Annotated in this window: 17 protein-coding genes; 11 read left to right on the forward strand and 6 right to left on the reverse strand. The window is 60.1% G+C overall.

The window, feature by feature from the left end; genetic code table 11:
* Positions 1 to 155 precede the first annotated feature (155 nt).
* The 3 genes from AX768_RS27750 (at position 156) to AX768_RS27760 (ending at position 3,321) form a co-directional block, all read left to right on the forward strand.
* Entirely contained in the window at positions 156 to 1,061 is a 906-nt protein-coding gene (locus AX768_RS27750) for a dihydrodipicolinate synthase family protein (protein ID WP_062003256.1), read from the forward strand.
* 267 nt (positions 1,062 to 1,328) lie between these two features.
* Positions 1,329 to 1,664 (forward strand): hypothetical protein, encoded by a 336-nt coding sequence (locus AX768_RS27755; protein ID WP_155524352.1) that lies wholly within the window; start codon positions 1,329 to 1,331, stop codon positions 1,662 to 1,664.
* 310 nt (positions 1,665 to 1,974) lie between these two features.
* On the forward strand, positions 1,975 to 3,321 hold the full coding sequence (locus tag AX768_RS27760; protein WP_231941567.1) for a DUF2325 domain-containing protein: 1,347 nt from the start codon (positions 1,975 to 1,977) through the stop codon (positions 3,319 to 3,321).
* Between the two features lie 17 nt (positions 3,322 to 3,338).
* Here the strand turns inward: AX768_RS27760 and AX768_RS27765 are convergent, their stop codons facing one another.
* Both AX768_RS27765 and AX768_RS27770 read right to left on the reverse strand, forming a co-directional pair.
* The gene (locus tag AX768_RS27765) at positions 3,339 to 3,662 is read right to left on the reverse strand and encodes a winged helix-turn-helix domain-containing protein (protein WP_197672690.1); all 324 of its coding nucleotides are present in this window, start codon (positions 3,660 to 3,662) and stop codon (positions 3,339 to 3,341) included.
* Between the two features lie 132 nt (positions 3,663 to 3,794).
* Positions 3,795 to 4,349 (reverse strand): nitrogen fixation protein NifQ, encoded by a 555-nt coding sequence (locus AX768_RS27770; RefSeq protein ID WP_062003259.1) that lies wholly within the window; start codon positions 4,347 to 4,349, stop codon positions 3,795 to 3,797.
* 228 nt (positions 4,350 to 4,577) lie between these two features.
* On the opposite strand from AX768_RS27770, the gene AX768_RS27775 reads away from it, so the two are divergent.
* Complete coding sequence (locus AX768_RS27775; RefSeq protein WP_062003260.1) at positions 4,578 to 5,753, forward strand: porin; 1,176 nt, start codon at positions 4,578 to 4,580, stop codon at positions 5,751 to 5,753.
* A 57-nt stretch (positions 5,754 to 5,810) separates the two neighbouring features.
* Here the strand turns inward: AX768_RS27775 and AX768_RS27780 are convergent, their stop codons facing one another.
* Complete coding sequence (locus AX768_RS27780) at positions 5,811 to 6,299, reverse strand: molybdopterin-dependent oxidoreductase (RefSeq protein WP_062003261.1); 489 nt, start codon at positions 6,297 to 6,299, stop codon at positions 5,811 to 5,813.
* A 194-nt stretch (positions 6,300 to 6,493) separates the two neighbouring features.
* On the opposite strand from AX768_RS27780, the gene AX768_RS27785 reads away from it, so the two are divergent.
* The gene (locus AX768_RS27785; RefSeq protein ID WP_062003262.1) at positions 6,494 to 7,453 is read left to right on the forward strand and encodes a hypothetical protein; all 960 of its coding nucleotides are present in this window, start codon (positions 6,494 to 6,496) and stop codon (positions 7,451 to 7,453) included.
* 6 nt (positions 7,454 to 7,459) lie between these two features.
* On the opposite strand, the gene AX768_RS27790 is transcribed toward AX768_RS27785, so the two are convergent.
* Entirely contained in the window at positions 7,460 to 7,888 is a 429-nt protein-coding gene (locus AX768_RS27790) for a TOBE domain-containing protein (protein ID WP_062003263.1), read from the reverse strand.
* A gap of 270 nt (positions 7,889 to 8,158) precedes the next feature.
* On the opposite strand from AX768_RS27790, the gene AX768_RS27795 reads away from it, so the two are divergent.
* Positions 8,159 to 9,034: an extracellular solute-binding protein gene (locus tag AX768_RS27795; protein WP_062003726.1), complete on the forward strand. Its 876-nt coding sequence runs from the start codon at positions 8,159 to 8,161 to the stop codon at positions 9,032 to 9,034.
* A complete protein-coding gene (locus AX768_RS27800; protein ID WP_062003264.1) occupies positions 9,031 to 10,854 on the forward strand; it encodes an ABC transporter ATP-binding protein/permease in 1,824 nt (607 codons plus the stop codon). The genes AX768_RS27795 and AX768_RS27800 overlap by 4 nt, the downstream gene beginning before the upstream one ends.
* Before the next feature lie 62 nt (positions 10,855 to 10,916).
* On the opposite strand, the gene AX768_RS27805 is transcribed toward AX768_RS27800, so the two are convergent.
* Entirely contained in the window at positions 10,917 to 11,648 is a 732-nt protein-coding gene (locus AX768_RS27805; RefSeq protein WP_062003727.1) for a response regulator transcription factor, read from the reverse strand.
* A 367-nt stretch (positions 11,649 to 12,015) separates the two neighbouring features.
* On the opposite strand from AX768_RS27805, the gene AX768_RS27810 reads away from it, so the two are divergent.
* The gene (locus AX768_RS27810; RefSeq protein WP_062003265.1) at positions 12,016 to 13,428 is read left to right on the forward strand and encodes an MFS transporter; all 1,413 of its coding nucleotides are present in this window, start codon (positions 12,016 to 12,018) and stop codon (positions 13,426 to 13,428) included.
* 94 nt (positions 13,429 to 13,522) lie between these two features.
* Positions 13,523 to 13,690 carry a hypothetical protein gene (locus AX768_RS33050; protein ID WP_155524353.1) on the forward strand — a complete coding sequence of 56 codons (168 nt, stop codon included), beginning with the start codon at positions 13,523 to 13,525 and terminating at the stop codon, positions 13,688 to 13,690.
* 86 nt (positions 13,691 to 13,776) lie between these two features.
* Here the strand turns inward: AX768_RS33050 and AX768_RS27815 are convergent, their stop codons facing one another.
* A complete protein-coding gene (locus AX768_RS27815; protein ID WP_062003266.1) occupies positions 13,777 to 14,049 on the reverse strand; it encodes a hypothetical protein in 273 nt (90 codons plus the stop codon).
* 304 nt (positions 14,050 to 14,353) lie between these two features.
* Here AX768_RS27815 and motA point away from each other — a divergent pair, with 304 nt between their 5' ends.
* Both motA and motB read left to right on the forward strand, forming a co-directional pair.
* On the forward strand, positions 14,354 to 15,223 hold the full coding sequence (gene motA, locus AX768_RS27820; RefSeq protein WP_062003267.1) for a flagellar motor stator protein MotA: 870 nt from the start codon (positions 14,354 to 14,356) through the stop codon (positions 15,221 to 15,223).
* Positions 15,224 to 15,259: 36 nt separating this feature from the next.
* Positions 15,260 to 16,264, forward strand: a complete 1,005-nt coding sequence (motB, locus tag AX768_RS27825; RefSeq protein WP_062003268.1) for a flagellar motor protein MotB — start codon at positions 15,260 to 15,262, stop codon at positions 16,262 to 16,264.
* The last annotated feature ends 180 nt before the right edge of the window (positions 16,265 to 16,444 follow it).

Below are 16,444 nucleotides of genomic sequence, written 5' to 3' on the forward strand. Positions count from 1 at the left end.
CTAGTGCTGCGGCGCTTGTTTGATCGCGGTGTCTTGCGGCATAGCCAGGAAATTCGCTATGCCGAAATCGGCATCTAGCCTGCGTGCCTGATGCAAGACCAACCGTCCAGCAATGCTTAGACTCTATTCCATTCACCATTGTCAGGAGCACTGCCGTGGCACATATCTGGGAAGGCGTCATGCCCGCCGTTACGACCAAGTTCAATGCGGATTTCAGCATAGACCGCGAGTGGACCGGTAAGAATATCGACGCGCAAATCAGCGCAGGCGTAGACGGCATCATTGTCTGCGGGTCGCTGGGGGAAGCGTCCACGCTCTCGCTTGACGAAAAGCTGGACGTGCTCGATATCGCCGTCGATGCCGCCCAGGGCCGCGTGCCCGTGCTGCTGACCATCGCGGAGAACAGCACGCTCGACGGCTGCCGTCAGGCCGAACTCGGCGTGAAGCACGGCGCCGCGGGTTATATGGTCTTGCCGGGGCTGCGTTATGTATCGGATCGTCGCGAGACGCTGAATCATTATCGTGTGGTTGCGAGCGCAAGCCCGCTGCCGATCATGGTCTACAACAACCCGCTTGCATACGGCGTGGACGTGACGCCCGACATGTTCGCCGAGCTCGCGGACGAAAAGAAGTTCGTCGCAATCAAGGAATCGGCCGGGGACGTGCGCCGGTTCACCGACCTTGTCAATGTTGTCGGCGATCGATACGCGCTCTTTTGTGGCGTCGATAACCTCGCAATGGAAGCCGTCCTGATGGGCGCGCATGGTTGGGTCGCGGGGCTCGTCTGCGCATTTCCGCAGGAGACGGTCGCCATTTTCAAGCTGCTTAAAGCCGGCCGCCTGGACGATGCGCGCACGATCTACCGCTGGTTCGCGCCCATGCTCGCGCTCGATGTCTCCACTAAGCTCGTGCAGAACATCAAGCTTGCCGAAGCGATGGTCGGCCTTGGCACCGAACCGGTCCGCCCGCCGCGCTTGCCGCTGGCAGGCGACGAACGGCGCGAGGTCGAGTCGTTGATCAGGCATTCGATCGAGACACGCCCGGTCTTGCCGGCTTACTAAAGCCGACGCGCAAATACGTTTTGCTGTCGGGCAAGACCCAGCGCTTGCCTGACATTTTCCCCGCGCCAGTCGCATATCGATCCGGCTTCATCACGAAGCCATTCCACGCGTCGCCCTCCTCCTCCAAGCACCGGAAAAACCACCGAGCAACGCAGAATTGTCGCGTTCGTTATATTCTCCTGTATATCACAGTACTATTCGCTTACGCCGGAGATTGTCCACACGGCAGCCGAAAATAGCTATTGAAAGCATTACAAGGAGTTCCCGATGTCCGGGCAACAGGCAAGTACACCTCGCATCGCAGCGTCGATTTCAATCCCGTCTGGTTTGTCGGGCGCAATCACGCCGCTCAACACCGCGCGCGATCCCGGACATACGGCAGCGATCCGCGAGGTTGTCGATGCGTTCCGGAACCTTCATGCAAGCGTCGCCCGTTTTGTATTGATGCTCGAAGATTTGCTGGGCGATGCGCGCTCGCTCGAGGCGACGACCGGACAGTCGCTGGGCGAACTCTTGACGTCGCTCTATGATCACGCGCGCGCTCTGGGTTTCGTGCGGATCGATGATCTGCGCATTGCCATAGACACGGCGCGCTCGGCGTAACAACAACGTGACCTGGTCTTCCAGGTCACGCCGGGAAGCGGAACCGAGGGTTTGCAGCGCGTTGCGCGCGGCTTTCAACGGCTGGACGCGACCTTCGTTGGCCTATGCGTCGAGCACGTGCTGGAGCAGCATTATCGCGACCGCGCCAATACCGGCGCATCCGTCTAGCGGCAAGCCCGGCACAGAGGTTCAAATTTGCTCCGTTATATTCGATGGTATATTTCGGTATCCATGCGCCGGACAATCCTTGTGCCGTTTTGTGCAGCTTTAATGTCCTGCCGCTTGAAATTCAGATCGTTTCGAGGTGAATGTGCAATCCGTTCCCCCTTTCCGCTCCGCCCTGACGGGCCTCGCCCGCGCGCCCTCGAGTGAATCCGCAAGCAACGCGGGCGCTTACAAGCGTTTATCGGCCGATGCATGCTGCGCGCCCTCCGAGGCGGAGCTTCGCAGCGCGAACCGCCGCGCGCGGCTGGTGGACCTGGATTCGCACCTGCATTGCTCGATTATTGGAACCTGCCTGAGCACGAGTGAACTCAGGAAGCTCGTTCCCAAATTCACCGATCTCGACAAGCAGCACGCAAGCGACCTGGAAATTCATCATGCGGCGGTGGAACTCGCCATAGAAGGCGGCCAGGGCGCCAAGGCCTTGCAAAAGGCACTCGATGCGCGTTATTCGGGCGCGGTGCGGCGCTTTGAAACGGCAAAAAGTCCTGAAGCATTGTTGACGCTGTGGAAAGAAGCGCTCAAAAGCGGCGACATCCCGCCCGCGTACTGGGCGCTGATGACGCATCCGCAAGCCGTCATGAGCGTGCGGCAGGTTGCGTTCGGCGACCTGCATATGCTGTCGCATCTGGTCGGCGCGGCTAACCGCGCGGACATTCGCCGGTTGGTCGCGTTAGAGGAAGAAAATGCGGCGCTCAAGGACAAGATCGAGCGTCAGCAAGGCAAGCTGCTTGAACTCGGCACCGAGCGCGATGCGACCATACGTGAGCTGACCGGACAACTCGCGGAGATGTCGGCGAAGGCGCAGCGTGCGCCGGATGTATCGGAGGGCAGTCTCGAAGCTGAAGTCCTGATGCTTCGCGAAGCGCTCAATGCTCGCGACGAGCGCCTGGCAATTCACACCAGCCGCCGGGAAGCCGCGGAACGACGCACGATCAATGAGCAGAACCATGCACGTACGTTGAGCGCGCGCCTTGACGACACCATTGCTACGCTCAACATCGTGCAGGCCGAATGCAGCGCGCTCGAGCAAGCGATGCTCACCCAGGGAGATAAAGCAGGATCGCGCAGTGCGGACCTCGAAAATCTCGCGGGCAAGCGCGTGGTGTATGTAGGTGGCCGGCCGGGATCGAACGCGGCGCTGAGGCAACTGGTCGAATCGGCAGGTGGGGATTTTGTCGTGCACGACGGCGGCATAGAGGATCGCAAGGGCATGTTTGCCGCTGCGTTGCCACGTGCGGATATTGTGGTATTTCCGGTGGATTGCATCGATCACGATTCCGTGAATCTGCTTAAGCGCGTGTGTGATCGTCACCAGGTCGATTATCACCCGGTGAGAACCGCGAGCGTCGCGAGCTTCATGGAATTGATGGCGCGACTAAGGCGCACAGCTTCGCACCCCCCGGCCTCGCACTTTTGCCTGCGGCACGGCTAAGCCGGCGCAATCGAATCTTAGCGCTTCATCATCCGGGTCAGCGCGGAAATCTGCGGCGAGCAACTCCTTGCCGCTTCTTCTTCAATCTCCCGATACAACCGCACGATCTTTTCGCCGACCGGCGTCAGCACACACCCGCCACCTGACGAGCCACCTGTCTCCGACGACGTCGCCGGCGTCTTCAGCGTCCGGTTCAACTCATCGATAAGCAGCCACGCCCGCCTGTATGACATGTTCAGACTTCGCGCAGCGGCCGAAATGGAACCGTGTTCCCGCACGGCTTCGAGCAGATCGATTTTCCCCGGTCCGATCGCAACGGCATCCGCCTGCCGGATGCGCATGCGAAAACGCACCTCGGGTTGATTCGATGCGGATGGGGTCGGGGCTTTCGTGGATTTGGCCATGCGCGAAAGCATACACGAGCGACGCGGACCGAGGCTTGTGCAGGCCGGCTGGACGGGATGTCCGCCGCGCTATGTCCCGGGACCAAAACAAAAGCCGAAATCTTCGCAGCCGGGACATCCGGGTGCGGGTTGCGGCGCCATGCCCATCGAGAGCGCGAGTTCTCGAGCCAGGAATTTCTTCCATCGCGTTCCGTCGGTATTGCGCATTGCGAGCGCTGGAAAATATCGGCCAAGCATTGCAGTGACTTCATCACGCCCGCCAAGGCCCAGGTCACGCCATAAATGGTCGGGCCGCAAGCACGCATGCGCGATGATCGTCGCTACGCACTGTGCGTTCGTCGTATCGGCGGAATCGGCACTATGACTTAGCAAAAAACGGCTAAGCGTTTCAACGAACGCCGCGTTCTCTTCTGTTTGAATCCCTACCTTGGCAATGGGTGCCGCCAGCCCACCGAAATGCCGTGTGTAGAGCCAAGCCGTTTGCTCGCGCGACAACCCCGGCAGATGCGGTTCATCGTGCGCACAAAGCAGCGTGGCGAATAAAACGGTGTCAGAGGAATGCGGATTTGCCGACGCGGCAATCAGGTCAGCGCGGGTTCTGTGCATTGGGCCAGGACGTGCCATTGATGAGCATCGAGCATGAGTCGAACCGAGTGGGCAACCAGTATGCCACGCCGCAGATGTCGTCAAGCCATTGTGTCAGGAACCATACAAACTCGAAAATCACGTTTACCAAATGCTGACGCATCGTTATATTCCGGTCGATATTTCGCAATCGAAATACACCTCAATAAAAGCCTGATCGCTGCACACCTTAGCAGCATCGACCTAATACAAAACCAGGAAAGATCAATGAAAATGAAGATCGTGGCGGCGGCCGCACTCAGTACGTTCGGCGTAGTCGCACATGCACAAAGCAGCGTGACGCTTTATGGTTTGATCGACGCCGGTGTGAGCTATGTCAGCAACGCAGCAACGGCCACCGGACACGACCATTTGATCCGCTATGGCGACGGCGTTGCTCAAGGAAGCCGCTGGGGCCTGCGCGGTGCAGAAGACCTGGGTGGCGGCCTGCAAGCCATCTTCACGTTGGAAAGCGGCTTCAGCTCCGGCGACGGCACGCTGGGTCAGGGCGGCGCGCTGTTCGGCCGTCAGGCGTATGTGGGCATAGCGAAGAAAGGGATTGGCTCGGTGACGCTCGGCCGTCAGTATTCGTTTTCGACCGATTACCTCGGCGGCAACTATTCGATGGGCGGCCAGACGCCTGCCGGCAACTACGCATACCACATCAACGACCTGGACCAGCTCACGTCCAGCCGTATCAACAACTCGATCAAGTTCAGCAGCGCCGGTTTCTCGGGCCTGACCTTCGGCGCCTTGTACGGCTTCTCGAACCAGGCGGGATCGTTCGCCGGTTCGCCGACCACGACCGCCGGCACCACGACCACGCAAGGTTCGTCGAGCACGGTCAGCGCGGGTGTGAACTATGCGCAAGGCCCGTTCGGCATTGGCGCAGCCTACACGAACATCCGCTTCCCGAATGGCGCCACGCCTGCATTCAGCGTAAGCATCGCCAACGTGAACACGGGCGGCTTGCGTGACCTCGAAACCTTTGGCGTCGGCGCGCGCTACATGATTGGCGCCGGCACGGTCTGGGGCCTCTGGACGCACACCAGGTTCGAGCCGATCACCGGCGCAGAGTCGAAGCTGAACAACTATGAACTGGGCGGAAAGTACGCATTCACGCCGGCATTGAGCGCGGGCCTGGGCTACACGTTCTCGAAGCTCGATGACCACTTCGAAGGCAAGTGGCATCAGGTCAACAGCGTGCTGGACTACGCGTTCTCAAAGCGTACCGATGTCTACGGAATCGTGGCTTACCAGAAGGCGTCTGGCAGCAACACGGTCAATGGCCGTAACGTTCCGGTGCAGGCGGAAATTGGTTCGAGCTCCAGTTTCCTCGGCAACTCGGGGACGGGCGCGAACAACCAGGTAGCGGTTCGTATCGGCTTGCGCCACAAGTTCTGATTTAGCATTGAAAGCGAGCGCTGCACGCGGCGCTCGCAGTCAAATGCTTAGTGTGGTCTAGACCGTCAATACGCGGGCCACGATTCGCGCAAGCCGCTTTACATGACGCGGCGCTGGAAGAATGTCTGCGCCGGAAAATAATATAGGCGCGCCCTCCTCGCTGGTGATCGTCCGGCCACCACACTCATAAGCCACGATCACGCGCTCTCCTACGGGCGTATTGAACAACTCGTGCCAAGAGAAAATCACGGCGTACCCGTCCTGCGCCACGGCGATAAAAACTGTTCGCTTGAATTGTCCTGCCGGCTCGGGTTGCAAGCCCGCTCTCAGAATCAGATCCTTCAACAGCACGCCACGGTACGTATCCACGCTTCGAATAAAACGGTTGGTCGTATAGCAGCGAAGGTCGAAGGGATCGGAGACAACCGCAGGTTGTTGCCTGAATTCCGCGAGGTCGACCGTCAAGGGACGCAGGAAATCGCCCTCCAGCGAAATGACAGTCTTGGCGTCCTCGACTAAGAGTGCCTGAGCGTTGGCATCACTCATCTTGTGTCCTCCAGGGACCGGTTGCAGAAAACTGGTACGTCATTATATCCACCGGAATATTACGACGTCGAAAAGCGACGCTGACATGCGCGTGAGCCATGTTGGACATACCGCTTTTCGCATATGCGGCGTGCGGCCGGGAACAACCGGGACTTAAGCGTTATATTAAGTGCCCCGCTGCAACGAGAACCAACATGGATTTTTCATATCTGACCGCGCGTTTTGTGAGCCTTCCGCGCATCGCTTTCTGTGCGTCGTCGGCGTCGGTGGCGTTATCGCTTGCGGGTTGCGGGTCTGCGCAAATCGCAAGCGCGCCTCAGCGAATAACGCTCGATGCGCGCCCTAACGGCATTGCTATTGCTCAAGCCGATGGCCGCATTTTCATAACCGACGATAAAACCAACAGTGTGCTTGTATCGGCGGATGGCAAGACCTTTGTGCCGTTTGCCGTCATTGCGCCAGTCGCGGGACAACCCAATGCGCTCAGTCAGGTGACGTTCTCGACCAAGGGCACATTGCTGATAGAACGCTTCGGTTTTGGTACGTCCGGCGCCGTAATGGAGATCGGCGCGAACAAATCGGTGGCAATGCTTTCGGGGATCGATCCCGCACGGCGCCGGTTGGGACTGGCCGTTATCGGCCCGCGAAGATTGCTTTCAACATGGTTCGTCAAGGAGGGGAGCGCGCCCGCAACGGGCGGCGTAAGCCTGATCACTTACGACGAATCCACACACGTGGCATCCGAACACAACGTGCTGTCCGGGTTGGCGAAACCTGTGGGAATTGTCCTGCGAGGCGATGCGGTATCGATTTCGGACCAGGGGAACAACATGATTCTCAAGACCAGCCTTGCCGGATTGCTGGATCATTCGCAAGCGGGCGGCCTCAAGACGCAAGTGGTGAAGATCAACGGTCCGGATCTGCTTGCCATTGATACAAGCGGTGCGCTCTACACAAAATGCAACGCAACCGCGGTATGCCGGATCACGCCTGACAACACGGTGACTGAAGTCGCAAACGGTTTCGACGATGCGCGCGGTGTGGCAATCGACCCTTTGCACCATTCGCTTTACGTCGTGGACCGTGCAAAAGGAGCAAACGGCGCCAGCATTTTGAGGATCATTCCGCTGGGCCAGGCCGCTGCCACTAACTAATCTGACTTAGTCATCCACGCCGATGATCACGCTCGACGCCTTGAAGATCGCCGTAGCCACGTTGCCGGTCGCGAGCGCAAGACGTTGAGCACTTTCATTCGTGACGATCGCCGCGATCTGAGCGCCGCCCGCTACGGTAATGACGACTTCCGTATTCACGGCGCCCGGCGTGACCGCCGAGATCGTACCGGCAAAGCTGTTTCGCGCCGACGTCTGGCTGTTGGCCACGTCGACCATCACGATGACCGACGACGCCTTGACCAACGCAAACGCAGCCTTTCCGGCCGCAAGACCCAGGGACGTCGCACTGCCATGCGTAATCACCGAGACAATCTCGAGGCCGTCGTTGGCGCGCAGCACGATTTCGTCGTTCACGGCGCCGTGTTTGACATCCACCACTTCACCCACAAATTGATTTCGGGCGCTTGTACGCATTTTTATCTCCGGTTGCGGCGTCCTCAGGCGGGCATGAACGGCCGCAAGGCAAGAACGCACGTTGTAGTGTGATTGCCGGTTCGCAGGCAAGCCAGAAGTTTACCTGCGCAACAGGGCGGACGCGAGTCAATTGCCGCGAAAAACCGCCTTTCGACGTGATGATCGGGTTAGCGAACTCCGTATGTCTCAGCGTAATATAGCGCCCTTTATTACGCACTTTATTACCTCTTGGTACCTTTCAACCAGAATCGGAAAACCGTGGAGAACAAGATGATCCGCAAGGCAATGGTGTCTGTTGCAGTGATGGCCGGCGCAATGTTCGCGCACACCGCAGTAGCCGACGACAACGTCGTCAACGTCCTGTATGCAGGCTCGCTCGTGAACCTGATGGAGCGCAGTGTCGGTCCTGCGTTCGAGAAGGAAACCGGTCTTCATTTCCAGGGCTACGCGGCGGGTTCAAACAAGATTGCCAACGAGATCAAGGGCAAACTGCGTCGCGGTGATGTGTTCATCAGCGCAAGCCCGAAGGTCAACACGGGTTTGATGGGCGCGGCCAATGGCGATCATGTCGCGTGGTATGTGACCTTCGCCGAATCGCCGTTGATGATCGGCTATAACCCGCGCAGCAAGTTCGCGGGCGAATTCAAGACCAAGCGCTGGGATCAGGTTCTGCAGGAACCGGGCATCAAGGTCGGCCGTACCGATCCCAAGCTGGATCCGAAGGGCGCGTTCACGGTCGAGATGGTGACGAAGGCGGCCGGCCTTTATCACCAGCCTGATCTGGTCGAGAAAACCCTTGGCGCCGCCGAGAATCCGGAGCAGGTCTTGCCTGAAGAAACGCTTGTCGGACGTCTGCAATCCGGACAACTCGATGCAGGTTTCTTCTATTCGACCGAAACGTCGGACCTGAAGATTCCATCCATTCGTCCCGCGCCTGAATTGCAGGCCAAGGCGAGCTACACGCTCGCCATCCTGGGCGACGCGCCAAATTCAACAGGCGCCACGCGTTTCGTCGACTTCCTGCTGAGTGCAAAGGGACGCGAGTTGCTGAAGGAACATGGCGTCGATGTCATCAAGCCCGCTGTCACAGGTAACGCGCAGGCCATGCCGCCGTCGCTCCAGGCTGTGATCGACGCGACGCAATGAGGCGCGTCGCTGCGCGACCTTTGTCGTGGCTCGCAGCGCTCCTCGCGGTCTATCTATGCGCGCCGTTCCTCGCCGGCATTCCGCAGATCGGCGCGGCGGACTGGCAGGGTGTCGACTGGCGCTCGACGCTTTCGGCAGTCGCGGTATCGGCGGGAAGCGCGAGCGTCGCGTCGCTTGTCATCCTGATCGGCGGCGTGCCGTTGGGGTATCTGCTCGCACGATCCACTTCGAAGCGTTCGGCGTTGCTTGGTTTTATCGTGCAGTTGCCGCTTGCGTTGCCGCCGCTGACCAGTGGCGTATTGCTGCTGTTTTTGCTCGGCCCCTATAGCTGGGTCGGGCAACTGACCGGCGGCAAGCTGACCGACTCGTTTGCGGGCATCGTGCTGGCGGAGACGTTTGTCGCCGCGCCGTTTTTGATCATTGCAGCACGCTCGGCGTTTGCCGCCGTCGACCCCATGTTCGAAGACGTGGCCGCGACGCTCGGTCATCGCGCGGGCAGCCGCTTTTTTCGTGTGACGCTGCCGGTTGCCTGGCCCGCGATCAGCGCCGGTCTTGCACTTGCTTGGTTGCGCGCGTTCGGAGAATTCGGGGCGACCGTGATGGTCGCGTATCACCCGTATTCACTGCCGGTGTACACGTACGTGGTCTTCGGCGGACAGGGCCTGCCCGCCATGATGCCGTTGCTTTTGCCTACGCTTGCAATCGCCATTGTGTGCGCGGCACTGTCGATCTATAGCCGCAACGGGCGCGTTACGTCGAACGTGGAATTCGTCAATGCAGACGATACCAATGACCTTTCACAATCACATGCCGCAATCGATACCGACGACCGCCGTTTGAGCATCGTATTGAAGAAACAGTTGGGCAGCTTCGATCTCGATATCAAATGGGCGCCGCAAACACGGCGTCTTGCGATCATCGGAACGTCGGGTTCAGGCAAGTCGATGACCTTGCGCCTGATAGCCGGACTTGAAACCGGACAAACGGCGATGGTGTCGCTGGGAGATGCGTCGTTGACGGGCCTTCCGCCCGAGGCACGCAAGATTGGTTATATGCCGCAAGACTATGGCCTCTTTCCGCACATGACGGTCGCGCAGCAACTCGCGTTTCCCTTGAGCGCAGATGCCGCGAGCGCCCGGCAATGGGTCGAGCAGCTTGGACTTTCAAGCCTGCTTCAACGCTTGCCGCAGGAGCTGTCGTTCGGTCAGCGCCAACGCGTGGCGCTTGCTCGCGCGCTGACGCAACACAGTCAGCTTCTGCTCTTCGATGAACCCTTCGCCGCCCTCGATACCCCGCGCCGCCGGCGTCTTCAGCAGTCCCTGCGCGAGCTGCAAAAGGAGATATCGGCGGTGACGGTGATCGTTACGCATGATCCCGATGAAGCTGCCCTTCTCGCCGATGAAGTCCTCCTGATCGAACAAGGCCGCGTGCTTCAGGCGGGTTCCATGAGCGACGTGTTCGAGCGGCCGGCAACGCTGCGCGCGGCGCAATTGCTGGGTCTGCACAACGTCGGACAAGGCGTGCTCGTTGAACCGGGCGTGGTCGAACTGGGTGGATCGTTACGTTTGAGCATTGCGCAAGATAGCGCAATGGGAGGCAACGTCATGTGGAGACTTCCGGCGTCGGCGATTACACGAGATCAAACGGGCGCGTTCGAGGGCATTGTGGAAAGCATCGAATTGCGTCGCGGCGAACGCTACGCGCGACTGAAGATCCAGGGCGCTGCATTTGACATCCCCACTGACGACCCACAGATGAAACCCGGCACGCCGCAGCGTTTTGCAATCGATATGAACCGCTTAACCGTATGGTCCATTTAAAAAGCCGTCATTGTTCCAATGACGGCTTTTTCCAAGTTCCACAAACGAACCTCAAGCAAACCTCAAGCGGCCGCTTCCTCTTGCAACATTTGCTGCGTGGCTTCTTCATCGCCGTAAAGATGCAGCAGGCGATATCCGCTCTTGTACACCGGTTGCAGGCGGAAATGGTTGATCGGCTCGATGCTCAACGCAAGCCTCAGGCGCGACACGTGGCTGTCGATGGTACGTGTGCTTTCGCGGAACTCGCGTCCCCAGACCATGGCGAAAATGTGGTCCCGCGACAGCACGCGGCCGATGTTCGAGAAGAACAGCAACGCGAGCCGGAACTGCGTGCCGCTCAACTGCACCGGCTGGCCGCGCACCGTCACGCTTTGCTGGCGTGAATCGAACCGGTACGGACCGAGTTCGGTGACGGCCGCCGAATTCGCCGGATAAGCGCGCCGCAGCAACGCCTCGATCCGCGCGCCGAATTCGGCGCTGCGCACCGGGTGCGTGACGAAGTCATCGGCGCCGGCGGTCAGCGCGCGCACGATGTTGCTCTCGCCGCCGTCGGCGGAAGCGAACATGACGGGAACGCGTTCGCCAATGCCAGAGCGCATCGACTTGACCAGGTCCAGGCCGGACAAGCCGGAGGAATGCCAGTCGAGGATCAGCATGTCGACGGTCGAGCGCGACAGCGACTTCGACATCGCCAGGCCGTCGCTGAAGGGAATGCATACATGGCCGAGCCGCTCGACGATTTCGCCGACGACATAACGGTGCTGGGGATCGGACTGCAGGATTGCGATACGCATGATGACGATGCCGGTGACGCTGCGCACGATGACTTCGGCTTGATGGATCGAAGGCATCGCAGAAGGTCTCGTGAAGCTTCACAAGACCGCTTTGAACGCGCGAATTTTGCGGAGCGGCACCACCTTGTTCTATCGGACAACTCCTAAACTCCCGGACAACACGGTCACAAATGCTTTCAATATGTCGCGGGAGGTCACTGCTTGTGCCGACTCGTGCCTGCTTCAGGCGAAACGGCGTTTCGCAGGCGTGCGGTCGGGACCACATATCGGGATGCACGAAAGCAACAGGGCGTGATGCAAAAACCTTGCACGCACATTTCAGGATTCACGGAAACGTCGTGCGTTCCAGCTCGTTAAGCTGGGTCACATGAACTCGAACCTTCACTCCGCACGCGCAGGACTGAGCACACGTCAGGCGCTGATCGTCACCACGGCAAGCATGGGCTTCGTGGTCTCTCAACTCGATGTCACCATCGTCAACGTTGCGCTGGCGAGCATGGGACGCGACTTGCACGCGAGCGTCGCGAGCCTGCAATGGACCGTGGACGCCTACGCGCTCGCCTTCGCGGCGCTGATGCTTTCAGCAGGCGTGCTTGGCGACCGCTTCGGCGCGCGGCGGCTGTTCGTGGCAGGACTGGCGCTGTTCGGACTGGCGTCGGCGGCATGCGGATTTGCAGCCGATGCCAGCCAGCTCATCGCCGCCCGCGCGTTGCAGGGTGTGGGCGCCGCCGCCATGCTGCCGAACTCGCTCGTGCTGCTCAACCAGTCCTGCGGCCACGACGACGGCTTGCGGGCGCGCGCCGTGAGCCTGTGGACGGCGGCGGGCGCGGTATCGATCGCGGCGGGGCCGGTGGTCGGCGGCGCGCTCATCGCGGCGTTCGGCTGGCGCAGCATCTTCTGGGTCAACGTGCCGCTGTGCCTGGTCGGCATTGCCGCGACCTGCGCATGGATCGCCGATCAAAAAACCGCGCAAAAAGGCCAGGGCGTCGACCTGCCGGGGCAAGTGCTGGCGATCGTTGCGCTCACGTCTTTCGTCGGCGCGATGATCGAGCTTCGGCCGCTGGGAATCGCGCATCCGGTCGTTATCGGCGGGATGGTGCTGGCGCTGCTGACCGGAACAGGGCTTGTTGTGGTGGAACGGCGTGCCCGGGCGCCCATGCTGCCGCCGGCGCTCTTTCGCGACCGCACGTTCAATTCGGCGATCGGGTTTGGCATCTGCGTGAACCTGACTTACTACGGCATGGTGTTCGTGCTGAGTCTGTATTTGCAGCGCGTGCTGGGTCTCTCGCCGCTTCACGCAGGGCTCGCATTCCTGCCGCTGACCGGAGGTTTCCTGTTATCGAATCTCGCGGCCGGCCCGGTCGTGGCGCGCTTCGGTTCGCGGTTGCCAATGATCATCGGCGCATTGATCGATGCCGCCGGCTTCGCCGCGCTTTGTTTTGTCGATGCCCGCACGCCCGTTGCCGTGTTGCTGCTGCCGTTCCTGCTGATACCGACAGGCATGGGGCTCGCTGTTCCCGCCATGAGCACCGCGATGCTCGGAACGGTGGACTCCAGACGCGCAGGCACGGCGTCGGCGGTGCTCAACACGGCGCGGCAAGCGGCTGGCGCGATCGGCGTGGCGATTTTCGGTGCTTTGGCAAGTCATGCGGCGTCGGCCGAGACTGCGCAGATCGTGATGGGGGTCAGGCTCTCGGCGGCAATATCGATGGCGCTGCTGTTGATGGCAGCCGCGATGGCATGGCGCGTAGCGGAGAACAAACAGAAAAACCATCGCTAGCGGTGCATCCCACGCGCCGGGAACGTGGGTTGCGAATTGTCTGGAGCACCTCTCGTGCAACGCGCGGTCCGCAGGCCGCTGGAGGTATCGAACCATGTCCACGCCCATAGATCCGACGCAACTGCCGATAGAACCCGACGCCGACGAACTGCTCGACCCCGATGCGCCGCCGAATCCGGACGACCCCGATCTCCCCGACGGCCCTGATTCCGCGACACCGCTCGTTCCCGCTGACCCCAACAACGGCTCTCCGCGCCTTTAAATCCCGGGATGTCGCCGTATAAAAAATGCCCGGCACGCGAAAAACGCGTCCGGGCATTTCTTCAGTTCAAGATTCGAAGCAGGTGATCAAAGCGTCGTGGTCAATACGTCGCCGGATTTGAGCGCTTTTTCTATCAGCCCGTCTGCTTGGGCCTTGCGCACGGCATCGGCTACAAAGGATTCGGGCGCTTCGACCTCAGCCTTGATTGCGCTGATGATCCCGGACGCCTCGACAATCACCAGCGATTTCGCCGAATCGGCACGGCTGATGATCACGCGCTGCGGGCTGCCGCCGTCTGCGATGCTTGCGCAGAATTGCATCGGCTGTCCGTCAATGGTTTGCTCAAAGGTTTGAATCATATTGAAGGTCCGCCTCTGGTAAATGAACGGTAAGTCCTTAGAAGGGGACGCATCATCCATGCCAACCCGCCTGACGCGCGTCTTCCTTACTATTGAGCGTGAGGCGGGCGGGAGGTTCAACCCCTGTGGGTTAGTCCGTTCATCCTCGATGCAAAAAATGCATGTTTGCCAGAGTAAATTTTGCTGACTTGCGTAAGTCGGTAAGAAAAGATTCCTCGCATCTACCCTAAATGTGAGAGCCCGCTTGCCGTTAAGTTCTATGACAGCTTCATTCAATCGAAGCACACATTTACGCGGAGAGAGCATGTTTGTCGTTATTGGATGGGTGTTGGTCATCGGCTCGGTGATCGGGAGTTTCATGGGGGTTGGCGGTCATCTGGCAGCGCTCGTTCAGCCCTTCGAACTGCTGTGCATCTTCGGTGCGGCCATCGGGGCATTCGTCGTATCAAATCCCCCCGCGACACTCAAGAAGACGCTCAAGAGCATCCCGACTGCGTTCAAGGGCGGCGGATACTCGAAAGAAAAGTACGTGCAATTGATCGCGCTGCTTTATGAGCTGCTTCAAAAGGCGCGCAAGGAAGGGATGATGGCGCTCGAAGTCGATGTGGAAGCGCCGGAGAAAAGCCCGACCTTCATGAAGTACGAACACGTGCTCAACGATCACCATCTGCTGGAGTTCATCGTCGATTATTTGCGCATGATGTCGAGCGGTAACGTCAACGCGCTCGAGATGCAGGACCTCATGGATGAAGAACTCGAGACGCATCATGCAGAGGCATCGGTGGCATCCGGCGCGATCCAGAAGATGGCCGACGGCCTGCCCGCATTCGGCATTGTTGCGGCCGTGATGGGCGTGGTTCACACCATGGGCTCTGTCGGCGCCGCGCCCGCCATCCTGGGCGAGATGATTGCCGGCGCACTCGTCGGCACGTTCCTCGGCATCCTGCTCGCGTACGGTTTCTTTGGACCGCTTGCCGATCTGCTCGCGGCAAAGGGACAGGCTGAGTCCAAGCCGTTCCAGTGCGTGAAGTCGGTACTGCTTGCATCGATGAACGGTTATGCGCCCGCCATTGCCGTGGAGTTCGGCCGCAAGGTGCTCCTCACGGCTGACCGGCCGAGCTTCAAGGAACTCGATGAAGCCGTTCGCGCCACCAAATCGCCGAAGTCGGCCTGATGCGTTGCTTGCACTCAGACACCACGGGTAACGAACATGGCTGAAAAACCATCCCGCGATCCCCTGCAGTCGGTGCTTGCGCCGACCATCGTGGTACGCCGCAAGAAGAAGTCCGGACACGGGGCGCATCATGGCGGCGCGTGGAAGATTGCCTACGCCGACTTCGTCACGGCCATGATGGCGTTCTTCCTGCTGATGTGGCTGCTCGGTTCGACATCGAAATACGACAAGCAGGGCATCGAGGATTACTTCAACGCTCCGCTCTCCACGCTCTTTGGCGGCAAGGACGGCAGTGGCGCTGCGCGCTCGAGCGTGATCAACGGCGGCGGCCGCGACCTGTCAAGTTCACGTCCGGGCGAAGCGACCAAGAGCCAGGCCCAGCCGATGCCCAAGACCCCCGCGCGCATTGCCGCGGAGGACGACGCGCGCCGCCTCAAGCAACTGAAAGAGAAACTCACGGCGCTGATCGACAATACGCCGGCGCTGCGTGCATTCAAGGACCAGATTCGTATCGATATCACGAGCGAGGGATTGCGCATCGAGATCGTCGATTCGCTCAAGCGTCCGATGTTTGCATCGGGCAGCTCGAAGCTCGAAAGCTATGTGGGCGTGATCCTTGCGCAGATCGGGGCATCCATGAACGACGTGGACAACCGGGTATCGATTGCAGGTCATACCGACGCCGTGCCCTATTCCGGCGGCCAGGCGGGTTACTCGAACTGGGAACTGTCGAGCGAACGCGCGAACGCCGCGCGCCGCTCGCTGATCGCAGGCGGCATGAGCGAAGGCAAGATCCTGCAGGTACGCGGCCTGGCCGATGTGCTGCCGCTCAACAAGGCCGTCGCCGACGAACCCACCAACCGGCGCATCAGCATTCTCGTGTTGAACAAGGCGGCGGAGCAGGCGTTCTTCGCGGATGGCGGACGGACTTCGGTGGATGATTCGCAACCGGCGAGCGCCGTGATCCCCGCGAAGGTGGCGCAAGAGCAAGCAAAACCGCGGCCGTTCTCCCCAAGCGGCGAAGTCTCTTCGAAAGGCTGACACGCCGCAGGCGCCGCGACGATACCCATTCGCTCGCGGCGCTCATCGCATCACTTCCCCTTCCCCTCCAGTAATACATCGCCGGCATCTCGCGCGAACCTTTCCCATAGCACAGCAGCGGCCTGTGCAGCGTGGCCGTCGTTTCATTACAACTGTCATAGACCTTACATACGCCTCCCG

Origin of the sequence: Burkholderia sp. PAMC 28687, assembly GCF_001577465.1 — a bacterium.
Classification (GTDB): Bacteria; Pseudomonadota; Gammaproteobacteria; order Burkholderiales; family Burkholderiaceae; genus Caballeronia.